This is a genomic window from Rhizobium aethiopicum (genome assembly GCF_014197535.1).
GTDB lineage: Bacteria > Pseudomonadota > Alphaproteobacteria > Rhizobiales > Rhizobiaceae > Rhizobium > Rhizobium aethiopicum_A.
In genome coordinates, this window is the sequence record NZ_JACIFV010000017.1 from 19,045 (window position 1) to 42,745 (window position 23,701).

Here is a 23,701-nt window from a genome sequence, read left to right on the forward strand (position 1 = left end):
GCAAAAAATACAGAAATTTAGATAGTTAACGGATTTTTACCTTTGCCTCTGGACAAGGCGAATCACCCGTGATTCTCTATGTCAGGTTCGAGCGAGCGGCGCGCGAATCACACGAGGGACAAGGCGAAGAGATGATGAACGTGCGGCGGGCAACCGTGGCCGGAGGACGGCTGCGTGTCGATTTTGACGGGCTGAAAGCCTGGCGAAACAGCCTTTCCGGTCATGCGACATCGGAACCGCTCCTTCGTCATCTGCCGAAGGCGGAGCTCGTCTTGAAGCGCACCATTCCGGCGCTGATCATTGCCTTCCTCTCCGTCGTCGCCGCCTCGCATTTCTTCGGCATGATGAATGAATATGCCCGGCTGGAGGCTTCCGCCCGCCATGCCACAGCGCTCTCGGCGGCGACTGCCTCGGCCGTGTTTGCCGATGCGGCCCAGATCTTCGACAGCGGCGATATCGGCCAGGCGCAGACGCGCCTCACCAAGTACCTGCCGCAGGACCGGCTGGACAGTGGCGCTTTCGTGCTGCTGGTGCAGGCCAGCGGCAAGGTTTTCGCCGCAACGACCGCCGGGCTTTCGCATGTCGGCAGCAATGTCGGCGATTTTTTCCCGGAGGTTTCGGCGATCCGGCGTTTCGGCGATCGGGCCGGCGTCATCGAGACCACGATCGGCGGCGTGCCGCACTATGCCGAGATCACTTTGATGGGCAATGCCGGGGGCTATATCGTTGCCGCCACCTCGCTTGAGGAGATCAGCCAGGTCTGGCGCGAGGAACTGGCGCTCAACGTCACGCTGTTTGCGGGCATATCGTCGATCCTGCTCGTCATCCTCTACGCCTATTACACCCAGGTGAAACGCGCCCGCGACGCCGACGATATCTTCCTAGAATCGAACCTGCGCGTCGAGACGGCGCTGTCGCGCGGCCGCTGCGGCCTCTGGGATTTCGACTTCGAGAACCGCGAATTCTTCTGGTCGCGCTCGATGTACGACATGCTCGGCCTGCCGGGTTCGGACAAGACGCTGGGCTTCGGCGAAGCCGCGCGGCTGATGCATCCGGATGATGGCGGTCTCTACGAGATCGCACGCGCCATCGCCAACGGCCATTCCGGCCAGGTCGACCAGATCTTCCGCATGCGCCATGCCGGCGGCCACTATGTCTGGATGCGCGCCCGCGCCCAGGTGATCCGCAGCAATTCCGGCCGCATGCACCTGATCGGCATCGCCATGGATGTCACCGAACAACACCGGCTCGCCCAGCGCTATGCCGAAGCCGACCAGCGGCTCGCCGACGCCATCGAATGCACCTCGGAAGCCTTCGTGCTCTGGGACAAGAACGACCGGCTCGTCATGTGTAACACGCATTTCCAGGAAGCCTACGGCCTGCCGGACAGCGTGCTGGTGCCCGGCACCGAACGCTCGATCGTCAATGCCGCCGCCGCCCGCCCGGTCATCGAGCGGCGGGTCGCCGATGCCGACGGCTCGGGGCGCACGACGGAGGTGCAGCTTGCCGACGAGCGCTGGCTACAGATCAATGAACGGCGCACGCGCGACGGCGGCCGCGTTTCGGTGGGTACCGATATCACGCTGATGAAACGGCATCAGGAGCGGCTGCGGGAATCCGAACGCCGGCTGATGGCGACGATCGGCGATCTCTCCGCCTCGCGCCAGACGCTGGAGCTCCAGAAGGCCGAGCTCTCGACGGCCAACGCCAATTATCAGGCGGAGAAGGAACGCGCCGAGGCCGCCAACAAGGCGAAGTCGGAATTCCTCGCCAACATGTCGCATGAGCTGCGCACCCCGCTCAACGCCATCCTCGGCTTCTCCGAGATTCTGCAGAACCAGATGTTCGGGCCGCTCGGCTCGCTGAAATACGACGAATATGCCCGCGATATCCATGACAGCGGCAAACATCTGCTCAACGTCATCAGTGACATTCTCGACATGTCGAAGATCGAGGCCGGCCACCTGAAGCTGCACCGCGAGCGCATCGACCTCGTGCCGCTGATCGAGGAAAGCCTGCGTTTCACCGCCATTCCGGCGGCCGAAAAGAACATCGTCATCGAACAGCGCATCTCGTCGGGCCTGACGCTGACGGCCGACCGCCGGGCGATGAAACAGGTGCTGCTCAACCTGCTCTCCAATGCGGTGAAATTCACCGACGATGGCGGCCGCATCGCCTTGCGCACGCGCCGCGTCGACGGCGCCGTCGTCGTCACCATCGCCGATACAGGCATCGGCATCCCGCGCTCGGCGCTGTCGAAGATCGGTCAGCCCTTCGAGCAGGTGCAGAGCCAGTACGCCAAGAGCAAGGGCGGCTCCGGCCTCGGACTTGCCATCTCCCGCTCACTGACTTCGCTGCATGGTGGGCGCATGAAGATCCGCTCACGCGAAGCAGTCGGGACAGTGATCTCGCTGCGTATTCCGGATGATGTCTAAGCTTTCACGGTATTGACGAATATCTTTCTCACTGCTTTCGAAAGCCGCTTCACCTCTCCCTCAAGTGTTCTGATGTCAGGGCAGTCGCCGGCACGGCAGACGAGCTCGATGAGGCCAGCAGGCGCGTCGTTCGGGTCGAAGTCGCTCTCGATGCAGAGCCGGATCAGCTGTGAAAGACTGGTGTAGAGCGCGAAGGCTTCGAGGCATGTGTCGAGGTCAGCTGCCGACATCAGCCGGTCGCCGAGCAGCTTAAGAGCCTCGCCGGTGCTCTTGCCGTTCAAGGCAATGCCGACGCCCCTGGTTGGCGCGATCAACGCCAGATATTGGGCAATGAATTCGAGATCGATGACGCCGCCGGGGATCTGCTTCAAGTCCCATGGGCCGGAGGGCGGCTTTTCCTTGTCGATCAGTTCGCGCATCTCGGCGACGTCATGCGCCACCTTGGCGATGTCGCGATCTGAAGTCAGCACCTCGCGGATGATATGTTCCGCCTCGGCGATCAGGCTTTCATCGCCCGAAATCAGCCGGGCGCGGCTGAGCGCCATATGCTCCCAGGTCCAGGCCTCCTCGCGCTGGTACTTGCCGAAGGCATTGATGCGGGTGGCGACCGGGCCCTTGTTGCCGGACGGGCGCAGCCGCATGTCGACCTCATAAAGCACGCCCTCGGCGGTCGGCGCCGACAACGCGGCGATCAGTCGCTGGGTAATGCGGGTGAAATAACGCGTCGCATCGAGCGGCTTCGGCCCATCGGATTCCGACGCCGCGTCGTCATAATCATAGAGCAGGATCAGATCGATGTCGGAACCTGCCGTCAGCTCGAAGCTGCCGAGCTTGCCCATGCCTGATATGGCGATGCGGCCGCCGGGATAATCGCCATGTGCGGCCCGCATCTCGCTCGTCACGGCATCGAGTGCGGCTGCGATGATGAGGTCGGCGAGATGGGTGAAGGCGCGAGCGGCCATTGCGCCATTGATTGCGCCGGTGAGCAGGCGGATGCCGATCAGGAAACGCTGTTCGGCGGCGAAGATGCGCAGCCGGTCGAGCACCTCCTCATAGTGGCGCGCCTGGGCAAGCGAGCCCTTCAGGCGTTCGCCGAGATAGTCGCGCGTCGGCAGCTCGGCCATCAGGCCGGGGTCGAGCATGCCGTCGAAGACATGTGGCCTGGCGGCGATCACCTCGGCCAAGCGGGGTGCTGAGGACATGATGTTGACGATCAGCGACAGGAGCGCCGGATTGCTGCCGAGCAGTGAGAAGAGCTGGATGCCGGCGGGAAGGCCGGAGATGAAACTGTCGAAGCGCAGCAGCGCCTCATCGGCGCGCTTGCTTTCGCCGAAGACGCGCAGCAGCTCGGGCGTCAGCTCCGTCAGCCTTTCGCGCGCCTCCACCGATTGCGTCGCGCGATAGCGACCATAATGCCAGGTGCGGATGACCCGGGAAATGTCGGATGGCCTGGTGAAACCAAGCTTCTTCAGCGTCTCCAGCGTGTCCGGGTCGTCGCCCTGACCGGTGAAGACGAGGTTTCCGGTTTCGGTCGAAAGCCTGGTCTCCTGCTCAAACAGGCGGGCATACCGCCGCTCCACCGTCTTCAGCACGCCGACCAGCCTTTCGGAGAAGCTCGGCGTGTCGGAAAAGCCCATCATGAAGGCGATACGCTTCAGGTCGGCATCGGTCTCCGGCAGAAGGTGAGTCTGCTCGTCGCGCACCATCTGGATGCGATGTTCGACGTCACGTAGGAACCAATAGGCCTCCGTCAGTTCGTCGCGCGTCTGCGCATCGATCCATTTCGCCTTGGTGAGTTCGCCGAGCGTCTCCTCCGTCGCCCGGCCGCGCAGCGCCGGCATGCGGCCGCCGGCGATCAGCTGCTGCGTCTGGACGAAGAATTCGATCTCGCGAATGCCACCGCGGCCGAGCTTGACATTATGGCCCTTGACCGCGATCGCACCATGGCCCTTGTGCGCGTGGATCTGCCGCTTGATCGAATGGATATCGGCGATTGCCGCGTAATCGAGATATTTGCGGAAGACGAAAGGGGCAAGCCCGCGCAGGAATTCCCCGCCGGCCGCAAGGTCTCCGGCCACGGCGCGCGCCTTGATGAAAGCCGCCCGTTCCCAGTTCTGGCCCCTGCCCTCGTAATAGATCATCGCCGCGTCGACGGAGATCGCCAACGGCGTCGAGCCGGGATCCGGGCGCAATCTGAGATCGGTGCGGAAGACGTAACCGTCGGCGGTACGCTCCTGCAGGATACGCACCAGCCGGCGCATCATCCTAGGAAAGATCTCGATCGCATCATCCGGGTCGGGCACGATTCCGGCTTCTTCGTCGAAGAAGACGACGAGATCGATATCGGAGGAATAGTTGAGTTCGCACGCGCCGAGCTTGCCCATGCCGAGCACGATCAGGCCCGAGCCCTCGCTTGGCTGCGCCGGATCGCGCAGCCTGAGCTTCCCGCCCTCATGCGCCGAAAGCAGCAGATGGTCGATCGCGGCCGCGACCGACGCTTCGGCAAGCCTGCTGAGCCAGGTCGTCGTCGCTCGTCCGTCGAAGATGCGCGAGAGATCGGCAACGGCAACGAGGAAAGCAGCCTTGCGCTTGATGATGCGCAGCCTGCTCATCACCACAGATTCCGCGGGTGCGGCGCCCTCGCCGTCCGGCCGCCAGCAGCCGCGCGCCTTGGCGATCAGCGCCTCGATCTGCGGCTCCAGCGGTTCACTGATGGCGCCGGCGAGGATGGCGGGATCGAGATTGACGATTTCGCGCAGGTAGGGCGACAGCGTCAGCGCGGCGGCGATAAAATCGCGCAGCCGCCCTTCCGTCTTCAGCATCGCCGCGACTGATGGCTCGCTTTTGCCCGCCTCCTGAAGATCGGTCAGCGCCAGCTTCAGCTCCGTCTGGCTCAGCGGACGCAGCAGCCCTTCGGCGACATCCTTCAGGCCATGCGTCGATTTCGTCAGCATGCGCTCTCCCTGGCTCGGCAAAAGAAGTGGCGATCACCGGAATCGCGGTCACCGCCTTCGTTCCGAGTTTAACTTAGGGTCCTGGCGGAAAACCGCCAATACGCGATTCAGCCTATCGTAATTCGGGACTTCAGGCAGCCTTGGTCGGGAAGATCATGCTGACGGTCAGTCCGCGCTGTTCGGGCTTTTCGGGATTGGTGTCGGAGAGCTCCAGCCGGCCGTTATGCAGCTCCATCACTGCTTCCACCAGCGAAAGTCCAAGCCCTGTGCCTGGCTTCGAACGGCTCTCGTCGAGGCGAACGAAGCGCTTCACCACATCGTCGCGCCGGTCGGCCGGAATGCCAGGCCCGTGGTCGGCCACCGACAGGCAGATGCCGTCCGGATGGCGGGCAAGCTTGAGCGACACTTCGCCCGCCCCTGCCGTATCGGAGGAATATTTAATCGCATTGTCGAGCAGATTGAAGATCGCCTGGCCGATCAACTCGCGATTGCCCTGCACCTCGACGCCCGGCTCGACGCTGGCGCTGAGGTCGAGACCAGCCTCCTCCGCCGCCGGTTCGTAAAGTTCGGCGCTGTCGGAAACGATGGCCGAAAGCTCGACCGGCGACATCTCCGCCGCGACCGATCCGGCCTCGACGCGGGAGATCATCAGCAGGGCGTTGAAGGTGCGGATCAGCTGATCCGATTCGGAAATGATGCCTTCCAGCGCCGCGCGACGCGTATCGGCATCCGCCATATCGAGGGCGTCGGAGGCCTTGTTGCGCAGCCGCGTCAGCGGGGTCTTGAGATCGTGGGCGATATTGTCGGAGACCTGCCGCAAGCCTTCGTTCAGCTTTTCTATGCGTTCGAGCATGGTGTTCAGCGACATCGACAGTCGGTCGAATTCATCGCCGGATCCGCCGACCGGCAGGCGCTGCGAGAGATCGCCTGCCATGATCTTCTTGCTCGCATCCGACATGCGGTCGATGCGTTTCAGCGCGTTGCGGCCAATGCCGAACCAGATGATGATCGCGCCGAGCCCCATGATTGCCAAAGCCACCATCAGCGCCTGGCGCACCAGCAGGCGGAAACGCTCGGGATCGCCGAGGTCTCGGCCGACCAGAATTCTCAAGCCGTTGTCGAGCACGAAAATGTTGGCGATCGCCTTGTGCCGGCGCTCGACACCACCACCGTCTGTATAACGCTGATAGGCGAAGGGAGCCGAGATCCAGCCGACCTCCTCGAAGACACCAGGCTGCACCGAAGCGACATTGCCGGCGAGAATATCGCCCGAGGGACCGGCAATGATGTAGAGATTGGCCCCGGGCTGGCGGGCACGCCGCTCCATCGTGCGCAGCAGAAGGTTCATGCCGCCGGTGTCATAGGCGCGCTGCACCTGCTCCACCTCCTGCCGGACGGCGTCGCGGATCTGGCCTGTCAACAGCCGCTCCGACATCGCCGTCACATAGAAGACGAGCGTCGCGGCGCAAATGGCGAAAAGCAGAATGTAGAGTGCCGAAAGGCGGACTGCAGTGGACTTGAAGAGAACCCTGAAGCGGCTCATCCCTCATCCTTGATCATATACCCCGCACCCCGAATGGTCTTGAGGAGCGGCTGGCTGAAATCCTTCTCGATCTTCGAGCGCAGGCGCGAGACGTGGACGTCGATGACATTGGTCTGCGGGTCGAAGTGATAGTCCCAGACATTTTCGAGCAGCATGGTGCGGGTTACCACCTGGCCGGCATTCTTCATCAGATATTCGAGCAGGCGGAACTCGCGCGGCTGCAGCGGGATTTCCTTCCCGCCGCGGCGCACCTCGTGGGACAGCCGATCGAGCTCCAGATCGCCGACGCGATAGACGACATCCTGTTCCGGCGTTCCCTTGCGGCGGCCGAGCACTTCGACGCGCGCCAGCAACTCGCTGAAAGCGTAGGGCTTCGGCAGGTAATCGTCGCCGCCGGCACGAAGGCCGGTCACGCGGTCGTCGACTTGGCCGAGGGCGGAGAGGATGAGGACCGGCGTATGAATGCCCTTACGGCGCAACTCGCTGATGACCGAAAGTCCGTCCCGGCGCGGCAGCATGCGGTCGATGACGATAACGTCGTAGGCGTTCTCCGATCCCATGAACAAGCCGGCCTCGCCGTCGCTGGCGTGATCGGCGACGATGCCCGCCTCGCGAAAGGCTTTCGTAAGGTAGGCCGCGGCTTCGAGATCATCTTCGATGATGAGAATCTTCATGCGGCCGACATTACCCACCGGCTGCGTTTCGGCAAGGCTCAAAGCATCTTGCTGCGGGGCGGCGCTCATCGCGATCATCCTTGAAAGATCAGAAGAAACGAGCCGCGCGGACCTTGATCCGCACGGCTCCGATTTTCTTTGCGGATCAGCCCTGGCCATTGATCGGAAGCGCGACGAAACGGCTTCCTTCGCTGGACTGGATCTGGAACAGCGCGCGGGTGCGGCCGTCCTTCTTGGCCTGGTTCAGCACCTTGACGACATCGGCGGCGGTGGAGACCTCCTGATTGTTGACCGAGGTGATCTTTTCGCCTTCCTTGATGCCCTTGTCGGCGGCATCGGAGTCGGGATCGATGCCGGTGATCGCCAGGCCCTTGCCATCATCGGAAGGGCCGACGGTCAGACCGAGATCGGCAAGCGCCTTCTCGGAAGCCGGAGCCTCCGGCTGCTGCGGCTGATTGTTGTTGTCATCGGCATTGGCATCCTTCTGATCGGCCGGCAGCGTGCCGAGTTCGACCGTGAGCGACTGGGCCTTGCCGGCGCGCCAGACCGAAAGCTCGGCCTTGCTGCCCGGCTGCATCGCACCGATGCGGCGGCTGAGATCACGGGCATCCTTGATCGTTTCGCCATTGAGTGCCGTGACGACGTCACCGGCCTTCATGCCGGCCTTGTCACCCGGCGATCCGGGCTGCGGGGCGACAACGAGGGCGCCGCTCGGCTCGGAAAGGCCGATGGACTCGGCGATATCCTTGGTCACCGGCTGGATCTGGACGCCCAGCCAGCCGCGGGATACCTGGCCATCCTTCATCAGGTCGGCGACGACATCCTTGGCGGTCGAGGCCGGAATGGCGAAGGCGATACCGACGCTGCCGCCCGAGGGCGAGAAGATCGCGGTATTGATGCCGACGACTTCGCCATTGAGGTTGAAGGTCGGACCGCCGGAGTTGCCGCGGTTCACGGCCGCATCCACCTGCAGGTAATCGTCGTAGGGACCGGAACCGATATCGCGGCCGCGGGCCGAAATGATGCCGGCGGTGACGGTGCCGCCGAGCCCGAAGGGATTGCCGACGGCGACGACCCAGTCGCCGACGCGGACATTGTTGTCGTCGGCCCAGTTGACGTAGGTGAACTTCTTGCCCTTGCCGTCGACCTTCAGCACGGCGAGGTCGGTGCGCGGATCCTTGCCAATCAGCTTGGCGTCGAGTTCGGTGCCGTCATTCATGACCGCGACGAAGGCCTGGCCGTCGGAAACAACATGATTGTTGGTGACGATGTAGCCATCCTCGGAGATGAAGAACCCGGAGCCTTGCGCGACCGGACGCAGACGGCCCTTGCCGCCCGGACCGTTCGGCCCTCCCGGACCACCGGGGCCGTTCTGGCCGAAGCGGCGCTGGTGGCCCTGCTGGTCGTTCGGATCCTGGCCGAACTGACGGAAGAAGCGCTTCAGCGGGTGATCGTCAGGCAGATCGTCAAAGCCGCGGCCATTGAAATCGAAGGAGAAGCCGTCATTGTTGTCGGCAACGGGATTGACGCGGTTTTCGACCCGAACGGAAACGACGGCGGGCGAAACGGCATCGACGACATTGGCGAAGCTCGGGACGGCGGGGGCCTGAACCTTGACCGCTTCAGCGTAAGACCGGGTAATTTCGAGCGGACCGCCGGTTGCGAGCACAGCGGCTGCGATACCAGCGACGGTAGAAGCCTTGAGCACAGTGGCGAGGGACGGACGTCCGTTGAAATTCTTCAGCATTGGAGCACCTTCTCTTGTTCTTAGATCTTCAGACCGGCGACGCCGGATCAGTCGATGACTTAAGATATAGGACGCCGCACCTTACTGCGAACTGTCCGGCCAATGAAAAGTTGGTAATGTTTGTGATCTCTGCTTGCGCGAGCCCGAGCCATCGCGACGAACGATCGCTATTCAGACGTTACTTATCCAGAAGCTCGCTCAACCGCGCCTGCTCTTCCGGCGTCAGCTTGCTTCCGGTCGGCAGGCCTGTCCTCTTGCGCGCAAAAACGAGCAGCGACACGCCGCCGGCAAGGACCAGCAGCACCGGGGCGCCCCAGAGCAATACCGTCCTCACGCTGAGCCGAGGCTTCAGAAGCACGAATTCGCCGTAGCGCGAGACGATATAGTTGAGCACCGCCTCATCGCTGTCGCCGTTGCTGATGCGCTCGCGCACAAGCAAGCGGAGATCCTTGGCGAGCTCGGCATTGGAATCGTCGATCGACTGATTCTGGCAGACCATGCAGCGCAGTTCGGCCGACAGGGCGCGGGCGCGGGCCTCCAGCACCTGATCGGCCAGCACCTCATCGGGATTGACGGCGAAGGCCTGGACTGGCGCGAAGAGGAGGAAGAGAATGACGAGAAGCCTGGAGAGAAGCGGCATCCCTCTTCTCCCCTCGGGGAGAAGGTGCCCGACAGGGCGGATGAGGGGGCGATCCCTCGCAGCAATAACGACCTTTCGCTTGCGCTCAAAATCCTCGCGGCTCTGGCGCTCGGCCCCCTCATCTGCCCTTCGGGCATCTTCTCCCCGATGGGGAGAAGCGGAAAAAAGGTGCGAGCGCATCATTCCGCCGCCTCCATCACAGGCGCTGCCGGCTTTGCCTTGGCCTTTCTCCGCGGTGCGCCTACGCGCAGACGCCGGTCGGAGAGCGAGACGAGGCCGCCGGCGGCCATGATCAAGGCGCCGCCCCAGATGCAGAGGATGAACGGCTTCCACCAGATGCGCACGACAATACCGCCGTTGCTGGTGGCGTCGCCAAGCGAGACATAGAGCTGGCTGAGACCGAAGGTCAGGATGCCGGCCTCCGTCGTCGGCATCTGCCGGGCGGTATAGAGCCGCTTGGCCGACCAGGTATCGGCAATGGTGACACCGGCGCGGCGGATGGTGAAGTGGCCGCGCTCCTCGGTATAGTTCGGTCCCCTGCCCGACCGCATGCCGTCGAACTCAAGGCTGTAGCCGCCGGCTTCGACCGTAGCGCCCGGCTTCATCTCGACGACATGTTCGCTCTGGAAGGTGGTGACGGCGACGATGCCGAGCACGCTGACGCCGAGCCCGGCATGGGCGAGCGCCGTGCCGAAGGCCGAGCGCGGCAGACCGCTCAGGCGGCGCCAGGCGATGCCGCCCGCCACCTTGCCGATGCCGGCCCGATACCAGAGATCGGCAATGGCGCCGAAGATCAGGAACAGCCCGGCCGCCAGCCCGAGCACCGAGAGCACCGGCCCGCCATGTTGGAGATAGAAGAAGACCAGAGCGGCGGCGAAGGCGAGGCCGGCTACGGCATAGAGCCGCTGCAGGGCGCCGAGCAGATCGCCGCGCTTCCAGGAAAGCAGCGGCCCGAACGGCACAATGACGAGCAGCGGCGCCATCAGCAGGCCGAAGGTCAGGTTGAAGAAGGGCGGCCCGACCGAGATCTTGTCGCCGGTCAGCGTCTCCAGCAGCAGCGGATAGAGCGTGCCGGTCAAGACCGTGCCGCAGGCGACCGTCAGGATCAGATTGTTGAGGACGAGCGCGCCTTCTCGCGAGATCGGCGCAAACAGCCCGCCGGCCGCAAGCTTCGGCGCCCGCAGGGCAAACAGCGACAGCGCCCCGCCGATGAAGATCAAGAGGATCGACAGGATGAAGACGCCGCGGGTGGGATCGCTGGCGAAGGCATGCACCGAGGTCAGCACGCCGGAGCGCACCAGGAAGGTGCCCATCAGCGACAGCGAGAAGGTCAGGATGGCGAGCAGTACCGTCCAGATCTTCAGCGCCTCGCGCTTTTCCATGACGAGGGCCGAATGTAAGAGCGCGGTGCCGGCCAGCCACGGCATGAAGGAGGCGTTCTCCACCGGGTCCCAGAACCACCAGCCGCCCCAGCCGAGCTCGTAATAAGCCCAGTAGGAGCCCATGGCGATGCCCAATGTCAGACAGGTCCAGGCTGCCAGCGTCCAGGGCCTGACCCAGCGGGCCCAGGCGGCATCGATGCGGCCTTCCAGGAGAGCTGCGACGGCAAAGGAGAAGCAGACGGAAAAGCCGACATAACCGAGATAGAGCAGCGGCGGGTGGATGGCGAGACCAATATCCTGCAGCACCGGATTGAGATCGCGGCCCTCGGCCGGCGCCGGATCGAGCCGCAGGAAGGGATTGGAGGTCAACAGGATGAACAGGGTGAAGGCGAGCGAAATCCAGGCCTGGACGGCAAGCACATTGGCCTTCAGCGTCTCCGGCAGGTTGGCGCCGAAGATCGCGACCAGCGCGCTGAACAGCGCCAGGATCAACAGCCAGAGCATCATCGATCCCTCGTGATTGCCCCAGACGCCGGAATATTTGTAGATCAGCGGCACCAGAGAGTGCGAATTCTCCCAGACGTTCTCGACCGAGAAGTCGGAGACGACATGGGCATAGGTCAGGACGGCGAAGGCAAAGGCGACGAGCCCAAACATCACCAGCGAACCGACGCTCGCCACATCCATCATCGCCGGATCATGGCGGCGGGCGCCGATCACCGGCACGATCGAGACGATCAGCGCCGTCGCCAGCGCCAGCACCAAAGCGTAATGTCCGATCTCGATGATCATGGCGTCGCTTTCGCCTCCTGCCCCTTGCCTGCTCCCCCTTGGTCTTCCTGCCACAGCCCCTGCTGTTTCAGCTTGTCGGCCACCTCCTTCGGCATATAGGTCTCGTCATGCTTGGCCAGCACGGTGTCGGCGGTAAAGATGTTGCTGCCTGGGGCAAACTTGCCCTCGGTGACCACACCCTGGCCCTCGCGGAACAGATCGGGCAGGATGCCGGTATATCTGACCTTCACCGCATTGGCGCTGCCGTCGGTGACGGAAAACTCCACCTTCGAGCCGGCGCCGCGCACGACGCTGCCCGCCCCGACCAGGCCGCCGAGCCGGATGCGGGTCTCCGGCGCCACCGGCGTCTTGGCGAGATCGGCCGGCATGTAGAAATAGGCCACCGACTGGCTGAAGGCGAACATCACCAACAACACCGCCGCAAGGATGAAACTCATCCCGCCGGCAATCACCGCAAGGCGCTTCTGCTTGCGCGTCATTGCGTCATTCCCTCCGTGGCTATGCCAAGCTCCCTGGCAAGCGCCAGCAATTGCCGGCCCCGCTCGCCGGATGGCGGAAAGGCGGCCAGGCCGCGCTTCAGGGCGTCGGCTGCGCGATTCTTATCGTTCAATACGGCGTAAGAGCGGACGAGCCGCATCCATCCCTCGAAATTGTTGGGATCCTCGCTGAGCTTGGCATCGAGGCTTTCAACCATGCCGCGGATCATCTGCTGACGGTCGCCGACGTTCATGTTTTCAGCAGCCGCCACATCTTCCGACGTCGGTCCGCCGGGCGCCGCCGGCGGGGCGACCGCGCCGCCGTTCTTGGCGATATGTTCATTGACCAGCGGCAGCCAGGGCGCATCGGCCGGCGATTGCTGCGCCAGCGCCTCGAAGGCCCGGCGCGCCTCGTCGGCTCGTCCCGCCTGCTCCATGCTGAGCGCGATGTAGAAGCGGGCACGCGGATTGTCGGGCTCCAGCGTCAGCGACTGCTCCAGCGCCTGGCGCGCTTCCTCCGTCACGACGCCGTCGGAGACCACCATCAACGTCTCGGCAAGACCGTCGAGCCGGATCGGGCTCGGGCCGAGAAGCCGTATCGCGTTGCGGTAGGCGACCTCAGCATCGGCCACCCGCATCGTGCGGAAATAGATCGGCGCCAATACGTCCCAGCCCTTGCCATCGTCGGGATTCTGAGCCAGATGCCGTTCGGCCTTGGCGATCAGCACCGCCACATCGTCGCCGGGATTTTCCAGCCGCGCTTCCAGCGGCTGCGACGGCAGATCCGGCCTGCCCGTCGTCAAATAAAGACAGAGCCCGAGCGCCGGCAGGATCAACAGGACGAAGACTTCGGTGAGACGATGATGCCGTGCGGGTTTGTCTATCGTCTCCGGCTCGCCGGCAGAGACGGCGATCAGCCGCCGGCCGATTTCGGCCCTGGCGTAATCAGCCTCCTCAGGCGTGATCAGCCCGCCAGCAAGGTCTCGGTCGAGTTCGCGCAACTGGTCGCGATAGACTGCCGCCTCGCCGGCGCGACTGTTCTGCGCCGCCTTCGCACCACGCAGAAGGGGGTAGAGCAGGATGACGGCGACGGCTGCCGTCAGAACGGCAACGAGAATCCAGAACAGCATATCGGCCCAAATACGTGAAGCGCACGCCTATTCCAACTGCCAAAGCCGGAATGACGAAGATTTGAGGCTATTCGCCGCAATTCAGGCTGAAAACACTCAGCCGAGCGGCGACCAGCTGCCATCCTCGTTGCGGCAGGCTGCACCCCGCGCCACGGTTTCCTTGCCGTCGACGGTCAGCGTATGGGTATATTGCCGGCAATTCTGCGAGCCGACCTGATACGGCGCGGCCGCCACGACCTTGCCTGTGACGTCCTTGCCGCTCCAGACTACCGGCTGGCCGACCGCCGCCCCTTCCAGCGCCCGATACTCCGCCTCGAGCGCCCGCTGCTTGTCGCTATCGCTCAAGCTCACGCCGCTGCGGCCGACGATGCCGCCCTGCAGCGCGGTGATAAAGGCGGCCGACGCGGAGGGTTTGCTCGAAAAAATGCCGCGCGAAACAGCGCCCTTCGTCGTCGTGCAGCTGGTGAGCGCGACGGCGAGAAGAAGGATGGAAACCATCATGCCTTGCGAGCGTAGAATCATTGCGTCGAACCACGATCAGAGGTCAAATTCAGCCGATCGAAGTGCAGCGTCCCCGTGTCAGCATTGTGGCAAAACATGCTATACATTTGCCACTATCCTTGTGACATCAAGCAGTTGGTCATGCAACATCCTTTGTGACGCCGGGCAGGATAAGCTTCGCCTTCAACCCGCCCCATTCGCCGCGGGACAGTTCGAGCCTTCCCTGGTATTCGTTGGAAATCTCGGTGACGATCGAAAGGCCCAAGCCGGTTCCAGGCTTGCTTTCGTCGAGCCTGCGGCCACGCTTCAGCGCTTCGCGGATCTGGTCGGGCTCAAGGCCGGGCCCGTCATCCTCGACGGCAAGCTCCACCCAGCGCCGGCGGACGCTCGCCTCCGCTCCTTTCACGTCCTCGCCGGCTTCGACGGCCGAAAGCCGCACTCTGCTCTTGGCGAAACGCGCCGCATTTTCCAGGAGGTTGCCGACGGTTTCCTCGAGATCCTGCTGTTCCATGGCGACGGCAAGATGCGGCGGCGAGACGACGAGATCGAATTCGGTATCGACGTTCAGCCGGCGCATGACGCGCACCAGCCGCTCCAGCGCCGGCTCGGCGTCGGTGCGGGCGAGCACGGATTCGCGCTGGGCGGCGATGCGGGCCCGGTTGAGATAGGATTGCACCTGCCCCTGCATCGATTCCGCCTGACTGCGCACCAGTTCGCCATGGGATTTCTCGAGCACCCGCGCCTCGTTCAGGAGAACGGCGATCGGCGTCTTCAACGAATGGGCGAGATTGCCGACCTGCATGCGCGCCCGCTCGACGATGCGGCGGTTGCTGTCGATCAGCGCGTTCACCTCGTTGGCGAGCGGCAGGATCTCCCGCGGGAAGTCGCCCTTTAACTGCTCGCTCTCGCCGGCGCGAATGCGCTCCAATGCGGCACGCGCCTTGTCGAGGGGCTTCAGGCCGTAGAGAATCGCCAGCGCATTGACGATCAGGCTGCCGACGCCGAAACCGGCGAGCGCCAGATAGAGGCTGTGGGAAAAGGTGCGGACATCATCTTCGACGACGTCTACATTGCCGGTGACGCGGAAGCGCGCCGCGCGGCCGTCGGTGTCGAGCACCACTTCGGTCTCGGCCACCTGCACGCGGTTCCCGGAGGCATCCGTCACCTGGTAGTAGCGCTCGTAATTCTTGTCGAAAGGCGCCTCGACGACGGAGGGTACCGGAATGAGCGCCGAGCCGAGCGAGGGCGAGACCAACGGCGCAGTCGTATAGGTGCCGAGCGGCTCCACCACCCAATACCAGCCGGTCTTCGGCTGAGCGAACCGCAGATCACCGAGCTGCGGGCTGCCGCTCAACGCCCCCTGATCGCCGATCGTCACGGAATTGATGACGTTATAGAGCTGCGCCCGCAGCAGATCCTGGAAACCGCGTTCGGCGCTCTTGCGGTAGAGCGTCGAGATCAGCAGGCCGATCACCACCAGGGCCACCGTCGACCAGACCGTGGTCAGCAGCAACACGCGTGCGGTGAGCGACTTAATTCGCATGTTTCGGCGCTTGAATGCGATAGCCGAGACCGCGCACCGTTTCGATCAAGTCGACGCCCATTTTCTTGCGCAGACGGCCGACGAAGACCTCGATCGTGTTGGAATCGCGGTCGAAATCCTGATCGTACATGTGCTCGACGAGCTCGGTGCGCGAGACGACCTCGCCCATGTGATGCATGAGATAGGCGAGCAGGCGATATTCGTGCGAGGTCAGCTTCAGCGTCGTGCCGTTGACCGTCGCCTTCGAGGATTTGGTGTCGAGCCGCACCGGCCCGCAGACGATCTCGGAGGAGGCATGGCCGGCCGCGCGACGGATCAACGCCCGAATGCGCGCCAGAACTTCCTCGACGTGAAAGGGCTTGGTGACATAGTCGTCGGCGCCGGCATCAATGCCGGCGACCTTGTCGCTCCAGCGGTCGCGCGCCGTCAGGATCAAAACCGGCATGCCGCGGCCGGCGCCGCGCCATTTTTCCAGCACGGTGACGCCGTCCATCTCCGGCAGGCCGATATCGAGGATGATGGCGTCATAGGGTTCGGTGTCGCCGAGGAAATGGCCCTCTTCGCCATCGAACGCCTGGTCGACGACATAACCCGCCTCCTTCAGCGTGTCGGTCAGCTGCCGGTTCAGGTTGACGTCGTCTTCGATTACCAGGATGCGCATCGGTCCGCCTTCGTCCGCTTCAAATCGATCGTGTTTGAATAGACCGATTCCGCTTACATCGGAACCTTTACCGTTACCTTGCGTGGACGCTGGCCATTGCCCGACACCAGAACGGTAATGATGCAGCTATCGCCCACCGGTTGCACGGACAGGAGCTGCCCGCCCGTCTGCTCGACGACCTGGGCGGCGGCGGCGCTGCAATCGCCGGCCACACGCAGGACGAGGGCGCCTGCGCCATCCGGTGAGGGCGCCGATGCCACCAGTCCGGCGGCCACTACTGCGACGCTCAGAGGAAAGGCCATGTCTTACGCTTTCAAGGTAATTCCAACTTGCTGCGAATATGTACTCAAGCGACCTGAATGGCAAATGAATGCGCTGTAATACAGGGCATTTAGAACCGTTCTCGCCTGTTCGGCACAGTCGATTCCTGCCGACGGAAGCCGCCCTCGCAGCAGCCGGAGGCGGCGCTTTCCCCGCTCCGCAAATGCCGTTCCCCAGGCGGGATCAATGCCTTTTTCATCGCGCTGCGAGCAGGTCGGCGGTGATTGGCGATTCGGCCACAGCGTTTCGATGAAAGCGGCGGCATGGCGGCCGATATCGTCAGCTTCCGTGCGCAGCAGGTCGTCCTGAAATTGTACCGGCCTATCTTTTTTCCCGCCGGAGAAAAAGCGCCGGGCCGCAGTCCGAATCGATGGCACCTGCTTTCACCGGTCGATCGAAACTGTTATGTCTTTGCCGCTTCCATTTCAGGCCGTTCCAGCACCGATGCTCATTTCCTACCGCTTCCGCTCGGCGCAGACGGTCACCGTCCTCGCCGTCACCCAGCTGATCGGCTGGGGCACGACCTTCGACATGCTCGGGGTCATGGGCCGCATCGTGGCGCCCGATCTCGGCATTGCGAACGAGGTGGCGTTTGCCGGCCTGACGATCATGATGATGGTCAGCGCCGTCGTCGGTCCGATGACCGGCGGCTGGCTTGCCCGTTATGGCGCTGCCCGGGTGCTTGCGGCGGCTTCTCTGACCTTTGCGCTCGGTCTCTCGCTGCTTGCTGCCGCAAACGGCGTCATTCTCTATGCCGCCGCCTGGGTGGTGATCGGCATCGGCGGCGCGCTCGGCCTGTCCGCGCCAGCCTATACTGCCGTCGTCGAACGCGAAGGGATAAACGGCAAGCGCGTCATCACCATCCTGATGCTGTTCACCGGGCTCTCGAGCGCCGTCTTCTGGCCGATCCTCAGCCTGCTCAACGATGCCTTCGGGTGGCGCCTGACTTTCCTCATCTGCGCCGCGCTGCAATTCTTCATATGCCTGCCGCTGCATCTTTTCGCCCTGCCCAGGCCGATCGCGGCCCTGCTCCACGGCGGCGCGGCCGACATCGCCCCGGTGCCGCTGTCGAAGGCGGCGCAGCGCAAGGCCTTTCTGCTGATCGCCACCTCGACGACCATCACCACCTTCATCACCTTCGGCATCTCGCCATCGCTGCTCGAGATCTTCCGTCAGTCCGGCGCCTCGCCGGCTTTCGCGCTGCAGCTCGGCTCGGCCCGCGGCATTCTCGGGATCTCGGCACGGTTCCTCGACATGCTGCTCGGCCGGCGCGGCAATCCCATCGTCAGCGCTGCTATGGGCACCGGCCTGATGCTGACGAGCTTCCTGATGATGCTGATCGTCGGTCCTTCGACGCCGCTGCTCGTCAGCTTCATCCTGCTCTACGGCTTCGGCGCCGGCGTCATGACCGTCGCCCGCGCGCTTCTGCCGCTCGTCCTGTTTTCGCCGCGCGAATTCGGCCTGCAGTCGGCCCGATTGTCGCTGCCGCAAAACCTTGCCAATGCCGTCGCCCCCGTCGTCTTCACCGCCATTCTCGATCGAGCCGGCACCGGCCCGGCGCTCTTTGCCGCAGCCGTGCTCGCGGCATTGTCGCTAACCTTTGTGATGATGCTAATGACGCTGGTGCGCGGCGCACAGGCATCACAGCCGAGCACCGCCACCTCGTGAGATATGGATCCAGGCCGTTCTCCGGCTCATGATCAACAGGCGCATTTGGCGAATCTTTTGAATCGCTTGCGGCGGCTTTTTCGAAACTCGCGTTCAGGGGCTCAGAAGTTCATTCAACTGGGCGGCTCGAATCCGGAAGATCGCTTAGCGGCCGCGTCACCGCCGTGCGGCTGTCGTAATCGGCGGCGATGCGCTTTTCCCGGAGCGGGCGCACGCGCTCGATCGAACGCTGGTACTCGGGGTGCGCCTTATAAGCAGCGAGAGCCGCCTCATCGTCGAATTCGCCATAGACCACGAAATCAATCTCGGTGCCGAGCTGATCGGTCTTCACATTGGTGCCGATTTCAAGCAGCCGCGCGTATGGAATGGCGGTCAGGATCGAAAGACCCGCCCTCACCTCCTCCAGATGTTCCTCCTGCACGGTGAAGAAGACGATATGGCGGATCACGCGGAAGCTCCTGTCAGATTCCAGAGGGGTTGGCCCGCGCGATAACACGCGCGCCGCGAGCCTTCAACCGCGCGGCCTGCCCTGCGCGGCATCCGGACGCAGCGCCGCATGGAAGGTCATGGCGTAACCCGCGAGCTTCTCGGCCCGGTCGGTACCGTTGACGATGCGGCGTGCATTGACCCAATCCTCGGTCGTCGCATTCAGATGATCGGCAAGTTTGTGACCGGTAAAGCTGCCCTGCAGCATGCCTTCTATCAGGATCGTCACCGCCGCATCCATTTCCATCGCCCGATCGGGATCGGCAACCAGATCGATGCCCGTCAGCACGCTCATCGCCTCATAATTCCGTTTATGGGTGAGCTGCACCAGGCCGCGCCCGAGCCAGCATCGGCCATCCTCGTCCGGCCGCCAGTAGGGCGTCTTCACCCAAGAGAGCCGGCCTGCGGCAAAGGCTGCCTCGAGGATCTCGACCGCGCGCACATCGCTTTCAGCCAGCGTCTCGCGCACCGGCTGCATCGTATAGGCGGTCTCATGAAAGGCGGTAGCGAGGATATAGGCGAGCCACCGGCGGTCGGCCTCAGCGAACCGCTTTTCCCAGGCATCGACAATCGCCGTCATACCCACCACCTGAGGCTGAGTCAGCTCTCCTTTGAAGAGCTCTTGCCGCACCGCATCAAAAAAGAATACCCGGTCCATGTGGACAACCATTCCGCGCTTCCCCTGAACCTTGTGGTTAAAACCGCCTTAATCGATTAAAATAAACTTAATCGTTTGAAGTGTCTAAGCCCCTGATTTACACGCCTTTTGTCTTGTGCAATGCATTTTTCACGCCCTGAAGCCTTACCACCACAAGAGGAGACTTCCGATGCAGACGCCGGCCAACACTCAGACCACCATTCCCCAGCATGTCGTCGACCAGATGGAAAATGAGTGGCGCCAGATTCGCCTTGAGCGCGAGAATACCCGCCCGGCACCGGCAGCCTCAACACCAGCGCTGAGAGATACAGGCAAAGCGGTGCAGATGTAAGGCCTGCCCTCATCGCGTCGCAGCCTCAAGCCGGTTCGCCAGCGTTTTCAGCGACCGGGTGAAGACCGTTCCATCTCTGAGCGCGCGCGACAGCACCAGCGCGCCTTGAATGCCGCAGACGCCTTCCTCAGCAAGCGTCTGCGCTTCCGTCTCAGCACAGCCAGCCCGCATCAGCGCCGAACGCAACGCCTCGATCCAGCGGATGAAATAATCGGCGATCCCAGACGAAAACCGCTCGCGAGTGTCGTCGAGCGCGAAGGCGCCGACAAGGCAGATGCGGCCGCCGGCGCGAAAGTAGTCATTGACATTGACCCACATCGCCGCAATCGCCTGACGGGCGTCATCATTCCTCAGCGGCCGATAGATCGCCTGTTCGAACCAGGCATCGATATCGGCGAGCACGGCGCCGGCCATCTCCTCCTTGCCGCCAGGGAAGAAGTGATAAAGGCTGCCCTTGCCGATGCCGGTGCGTTCGGTGATGCGGCTGAGCGTAGCGCCCTCATAGCCGAGCTCGCGGAAGGTTTCCGCGAACACCGGTACGATGTCGGCGCGTTCATAGACGGTCTTCACCGGCCCAAGTTCATCCTATTCTAGAGGCCGAGCTCGGTCAGGCCGGGATGGTCGTCCGGCCGCCGACCGAGCGGCCAGTGGTATTTGCGCTCCGTTTCCCGGATCGGCAGATCGTTGATGCAGGCAAAACGGCGCTGCATCAAGCCGGTGGCGTCGAATTCCCAATTCTCATTGCCGTAGGAGCGGAACCAGTTGCCGCTGTCATCGTGCCATTCATAGGCAAAGCGCACGGCGATGCGATTATCGGTAAAGGCCCAGATTTCCTTGATCAGCCGGTAATCCAGTTCCTTGGCCCATTTGCGGGTAAGGAAAGCGACGATCTCGACGCGGCCGGTGATGAATTCGGCGCGGTTGCGCCAGCGGCTCTCCGGCGTATAGACGAGCGAGACGCGCTCGGGATCACGGCTGTTCCAGCCGTCCTCGGCAAGACGGACTTTCCTCGTGGCGGTCTCAAGGGTGAAAGGCGGAACGAGGCTGGACATGATCTTCTCCTGTACCGATCCGTCTCTGCTGTACCGATCGGTATATCAATCTGCAAGCGGCCTGATGAGGCGTCTTCTCAGCGGTCGAGATTGCGGCTCCAGCGCAACGGCAGTGCGTCCGGGCGAAACACGATGTGTTCAGGCGTAAAACGCCACAGCCTTTCGGCCCTTTCAAAGCTGGCGATCTCAGGTGAAGACAGCGATATTTCAGCTCTTCCGGTCATCTGCAGCATGTCGCCGGTTTCGAAATCGACGAAGACCAGCCCGGCCTTCGGATTGACGAGAAGATTGCCGAGCGTGTTGAAGAACCGGTTGCCGGGAAAATCGGGGATGGTCAGCACGCCGTCGGCGCCGAGCCGCACGAAACCGGCATTTCCGCCGCGATGAGACACATCGACCTGCCGCTCGCCATTATCACGATCGACATGGGAGGCGACGAAAAACGTATCGGCGTTCTCGACCATGCGCCTCGCCCGGTCGTCGAGGTTGACGGAGTGAACCGGCCGCATCGCGGCGGGTTTATCGGGATCGCGGACAAAGGCGGCCGCCCGCGGCTGGATATATTGCGGGCAGTTGCCGAAGCTCTGGCCGACCCGCAGGCGGAAAGCCTCGGCATCCGTCCTGCGGATGACGCCGTTCAGCCGATTGCGCCTGCGGGTCTCGAGCTGGATGCCGAGCAGCGCGATCGCGTCTCCATCTTCCATGCCGGCTTCGGCAGGATCGTCCGGATCGCGCCGCAGATCGACGTCGAGAGCCTCCGGCACCGGCGAGGACATGAACCCCGGGCGCCCCGCGCGCATCGTCGCCCAGACATCGCCCTTGGCGTCGACTGCGCCGAGCACGACGAAAGGCAGCATCGGGAAGAAGGCGCGGTGCTGTTCGGGCATGGCCTTGCGGATGAAATTGCGCCCCGGCCCGTCCATGCGTTCGACGACGCCGATAATACGCTGCATGGCAAGTTCGCCCTCATGCCAGGGCGATGCGGTATCCTGACCTGTCTCGTTCAGCATCATGGGCTCCTTGTGGGATCATCGGCAGGCCGGGACGACAATCCGCCCCGGCGGCTCATCATGCGGCAAGGCCGATCTTCGTCTTGCGAAAGCCGACGAAACCCGGCAGCGCCTCAACGCGCGCAAGCCATGCGCGAACACTCGGATAGACCGAAATATCGACATTGCCCTCGGGCGCGTTGGCGACGTAGCTGTAAAGCGCGATGTCGGCGATCGTCGGCCGGTCACCGAGCAGAAAACTACGGCCGCCGAGCTCCGCCTCGAGCAGTGCGAGGATGCGGTGCGCCCGCGCAATCACCTCCTCCGTGCGGAAATCGACGCCGAAGACGGTGATCAGGCGGGCCGCGCACGGTCCGTAGGCAATCTCGCCCGCTGCGACCGACAGCCATTTCTGGATCCGCGCCGCCGCAACCGTCTCCTCCGGCAGCCAATCGGTGCGGCCGTATTTGCGGGAGAGATAGACGAGGATGGCGGAGGAATCGGCAATGACCGTGCCATCATCATCGAGAACCGGCACCTGGCCGAACGGATTGAGCTTGAGGAAATCCGGCGTCTTGTGGGCGCCTGCCGCCAAGTCGACCTCGACCAATTCATAGGGCACACCAAGCAGCGACAGGAAAAGATGGGCGCGATGTGAATGGCCGGATAGCGGGTGATGGTAGAGTTTCATGACGGCTCCTCTGGGAACGAAGGCGATTGGCGATGGCTGCTCGGAACCATCGGCAGTGAATCTACGGCCTTCCACTCAGATGCAGTAGAGTGCTAATCTGAAAGACAGATTTCCAATTTATGGAAGGATAGGATGGACCGCCTCGAAGCCATGACCGTGCTTCTCACCGTCGTCGAACAAGGCAGCCTGTCGGCCGCCTCGCGGCATCTGCACTCGCCGCTTGCCACCGTCAGCCGCAAGGTTTCGGAACTCGAAGCACATCTGGGCGCCCGGCTCCTGCAAAGGACCAACCGGAAGATCGCGCTGACGGAGGCCGGCCGCTCCTTTGTCGAGGCGGCGCGGGAAATTCTCGACCGCGTGGAAGAGGCGGAACGGACGGCGGCCGGCGAATACAGCGCGCCGAAGGGCGAGCTGACGATGACGGCGCCGATCGTCTTCGGGCGGCTGCATGTCCTGCCTGTCGTGGTGGACTTCCTGAAGGCCTATCCCGATATCAATCTGCGGCTGATGCTCGGCGACGGGCTGGCGAACCTCGTCGAGGATCATATCGACCTGGCGCTCAGGATCGGCAACCTGGCCGACAGCAACCTGATCGCCACAAGGCTCGGCGCGATCCGCCGCACGGTCTATGCAAGCCCGGATTATATCGCCCGGCACGGCGCAAGCCGCCACCCCAGCGATCTTTCCGTGCATGACTGCATCACCTTCGAAGGCATGGCCTCGACGCAAAGCTGGACATTCGTCGAGGGCAAACGCGACCTTGTCGTGCCGATCCGATCACGGCTTGCGGTCAACACCGCCGAGGCGGCCGTGGATGCCGCCGTCGCCGGTCTCGGCATCACCCGCGTGCTCTCCTACCAGGCCGCGCGCGCCGAGAAGGCAGGCCTGCTGGTGCCGCTGCTTGCCGCTTTCGAACCGCAGCCGGCGCCGGTGCATCTCGTCTACCCGTCGCAGGGGCTGGTGCCGCTGAAACTGCGCGCCCTTATAGATTTCGCAACGCCGCGCCTGCGCGCAACGCTGAAATAGC

General features: G+C 63.4%; 22 protein-coding genes and 1 pseudogene. 4 read left to right on the plus strand and 19 right to left on the minus strand.

The window, feature by feature from the left end; genetic code table 11:
• The first annotated feature begins 131 nt into the window (after nucleotides 1–131).
• Nucleotides 132–2,435 carry a PAS domain-containing sensor histidine kinase gene (locus GGD53_RS20855; RefSeq protein WP_184458771.1) on the plus strand — a complete coding sequence of 768 codons (2,304 nt, stop codon included), beginning with the start codon at nucleotides 132–134 and terminating at the stop codon, nucleotides 2,433–2,435.
• Here the strand turns inward: GGD53_RS20855 and GGD53_RS20860 are convergent.
• The 13 genes from GGD53_RS20860 to GGD53_RS20920 form a co-directional block, all read right to left on the minus strand.
• Nucleotides 2,432–5,389: a bifunctional [glutamine synthetase] adenylyltransferase/[glutamine synthetase]-adenylyl-L-tyrosine phosphorylase gene (locus tag GGD53_RS20860; protein WP_184458772.1), complete on the minus strand. Its 2,958-nt coding sequence runs from the start codon at nucleotides 5,387–5,389 to the stop codon at nucleotides 2,432–2,434. The two genes, GGD53_RS20855 and GGD53_RS20860, sit on opposite strands and share 4 nt — an antisense overlap.
• Nucleotides 5,390–5,519: 130 nt before the next feature.
• Nucleotides 5,520–6,932, minus strand: a complete 1,413-nt coding sequence (locus tag GGD53_RS20865; protein WP_184458773.1) for a sensor histidine kinase — start codon at nucleotides 6,930–6,932, stop codon at nucleotides 5,520–5,522.
• On the minus strand, nucleotides 6,929–7,684 hold the full coding sequence (locus GGD53_RS20870) for a response regulator transcription factor (protein WP_425350133.1): 756 nt from the start codon (nucleotides 7,682–7,684) through the stop codon (nucleotides 6,929–6,931). The genes GGD53_RS20865 and GGD53_RS20870 overlap by 4 nt, the downstream gene beginning before the upstream one ends.
• Nucleotides 7,685–7,751: 67 nt before the next feature.
• Nucleotides 7,752–9,353: a Do family serine endopeptidase gene (locus tag GGD53_RS20875; protein WP_184458774.1), complete on the minus strand. Its 1,602-nt coding sequence runs from the start codon at nucleotides 9,351–9,353 to the stop codon at nucleotides 7,752–7,754.
• A 178-nt stretch (nucleotides 9,354–9,531) separates the two neighbouring features.
• Entirely contained in the window at nucleotides 9,532–9,993 is a 462-nt protein-coding gene (locus tag GGD53_RS20880; RefSeq protein ID WP_184458775.1) for a cytochrome c-type biogenesis protein, read from the minus strand.
• A gap of 179 nt (nucleotides 9,994–10,172) precedes the next feature.
• Nucleotides 10,173–12,167, minus strand: a complete 1,995-nt coding sequence (locus GGD53_RS20885) for a heme lyase CcmF/NrfE family subunit (protein ID WP_184458776.1) — start codon at nucleotides 12,165–12,167, stop codon at nucleotides 10,173–10,175.
• Complete coding sequence (ccmE, locus tag GGD53_RS20890; protein WP_184458777.1) at nucleotides 12,164–12,646, minus strand: cytochrome c maturation protein CcmE; 483 nt, start codon at nucleotides 12,644–12,646, stop codon at nucleotides 12,164–12,166. The genes GGD53_RS20885 and ccmE overlap by 4 nt, the downstream gene beginning before the upstream one ends.
• Entirely contained in the window at nucleotides 12,643–13,773 is a 1,131-nt protein-coding gene (gene ccmI / locus GGD53_RS20895; protein ID WP_184458778.1) for a c-type cytochrome biogenesis protein CcmI, read from the minus strand. The genes ccmE and ccmI overlap by 4 nt, the downstream gene beginning before the upstream one ends.
• A gap of 96 nt (nucleotides 13,774–13,869) precedes the next feature.
• The gene (locus tag GGD53_RS20900; RefSeq protein ID WP_184458779.1) at nucleotides 13,870–14,295 is read right to left on the minus strand and encodes a hypothetical protein; all 426 of its coding nucleotides are present in this window, start codon (nucleotides 14,293–14,295) and stop codon (nucleotides 13,870–13,872) included.
• A 118-nt stretch (nucleotides 14,296–14,413) separates the two neighbouring features.
• Entirely contained in the window at nucleotides 14,414–15,817 is a 1,404-nt protein-coding gene (locus tag GGD53_RS20905) for a sensor histidine kinase (RefSeq protein ID WP_183840761.1), read from the minus strand.
• A complete protein-coding gene (locus GGD53_RS20910; RefSeq protein WP_085777499.1) occupies nucleotides 15,807–16,478 on the minus strand; it encodes a response regulator transcription factor in 672 nt (223 codons plus the stop codon). Before GGD53_RS20910 ends, GGD53_RS20905 begins: the two co-directional genes overlap by 11 nt.
• 53 nt (nucleotides 16,479–16,531) lie before the next feature.
• Nucleotides 16,532–16,780 (minus strand): hypothetical protein, encoded by a 249-nt coding sequence (locus GGD53_RS20915; protein ID WP_184458780.1) that lies wholly within the window; start codon nucleotides 16,778–16,780, stop codon nucleotides 16,532–16,534.
• Nucleotides 16,781–16,783: 3 nt separating this feature from the next.
• Nucleotides 16,784–17,176: a hypothetical protein gene (locus GGD53_RS20920; RefSeq protein ID WP_184458781.1), complete on the minus strand. Its 393-nt coding sequence runs from the start codon at nucleotides 17,174–17,176 to the stop codon at nucleotides 16,784–16,786.
• A 28-nt stretch (nucleotides 17,177–17,204) separates the two neighbouring features.
• On the opposite strand from GGD53_RS20920, the gene GGD53_RS20925 reads away from it, so the two are divergent.
• The gene (locus GGD53_RS20925) at nucleotides 17,205–18,467 is read left to right on the plus strand and encodes an MFS transporter (RefSeq protein ID WP_432443135.1); all 1,263 of its coding nucleotides are present in this window, start codon (nucleotides 17,205–17,207) and stop codon (nucleotides 18,465–18,467) included.
• A 109-nt stretch (nucleotides 18,468–18,576) separates the two neighbouring features.
• On the opposite strand, the gene GGD53_RS20930 is transcribed toward GGD53_RS20925, so the two are convergent.
• On the minus strand, nucleotides 18,577–18,915 hold the full coding sequence (locus GGD53_RS20930; RefSeq protein ID WP_184458782.1) for a Dabb family protein: 339 nt from the start codon (nucleotides 18,913–18,915) through the stop codon (nucleotides 18,577–18,579).
• Nucleotides 18,916–18,928: 13 nt separating this feature from the next.
• Nucleotides 18,929–19,623: pseudogene (locus GGD53_RS20935) on the minus strand (hypothetical protein).
• Between the two features lie 157 nt (nucleotides 19,624–19,780).
• Here GGD53_RS20935 and GGD53_RS20940 point away from each other — a divergent pair.
• Nucleotides 19,781–19,942: a hypothetical protein gene (locus GGD53_RS20940; protein WP_184458784.1), complete on the plus strand. Its 162-nt coding sequence runs from the start codon at nucleotides 19,781–19,783 to the stop codon at nucleotides 19,940–19,942.
• Nucleotides 19,943–19,951: 9 nt separating this feature from the next.
• Here the strand turns inward: GGD53_RS20940 and GGD53_RS20945 are convergent, their stop codons facing one another.
• The 4 genes from GGD53_RS20945 to GGD53_RS20960 form a co-directional block, all read right to left on the minus strand.
• Nucleotides 19,952–20,512, minus strand: coding sequence for a TetR family transcriptional regulator (locus GGD53_RS20945; protein ID WP_184458785.1), 561 nt, complete (start codon nucleotides 20,510–20,512; stop codon nucleotides 19,952–19,954).
• 20 nt (nucleotides 20,513–20,532) lie between these two features.
• Nucleotides 20,533–20,994: a DUF1348 family protein gene (locus GGD53_RS20950; RefSeq protein ID WP_184458786.1), complete on the minus strand. Its 462-nt coding sequence runs from the start codon at nucleotides 20,992–20,994 to the stop codon at nucleotides 20,533–20,535.
• Nucleotides 20,995–21,071: 77 nt separating this feature from the next.
• Nucleotides 21,072–22,004, minus strand: coding sequence for a pyridoxamine 5'-phosphate oxidase family protein (locus tag GGD53_RS20955; RefSeq protein ID WP_184458787.1), 933 nt, complete (start codon nucleotides 22,002–22,004; stop codon nucleotides 21,072–21,074).
• 58 nt (nucleotides 22,005–22,062) lie between these two features.
• Complete coding sequence (locus GGD53_RS20960; protein WP_184458788.1) at nucleotides 22,063–22,674, minus strand: glutathione S-transferase family protein; 612 nt, start codon at nucleotides 22,672–22,674, stop codon at nucleotides 22,063–22,065.
• A 132-nt stretch (nucleotides 22,675–22,806) separates the two neighbouring features.
• Here GGD53_RS20960 and GGD53_RS20965 point away from each other — a divergent pair, with 132 nt between their 5' ends.
• Nucleotides 22,807–23,700 carry a LysR family transcriptional regulator gene (locus tag GGD53_RS20965; RefSeq protein ID WP_184458789.1) on the plus strand — a complete coding sequence of 298 codons (894 nt, stop codon included), beginning with the start codon at nucleotides 22,807–22,809 and terminating at the stop codon, nucleotides 23,698–23,700.
• Nucleotide 23,701: the final 1 nt, after the last annotated feature.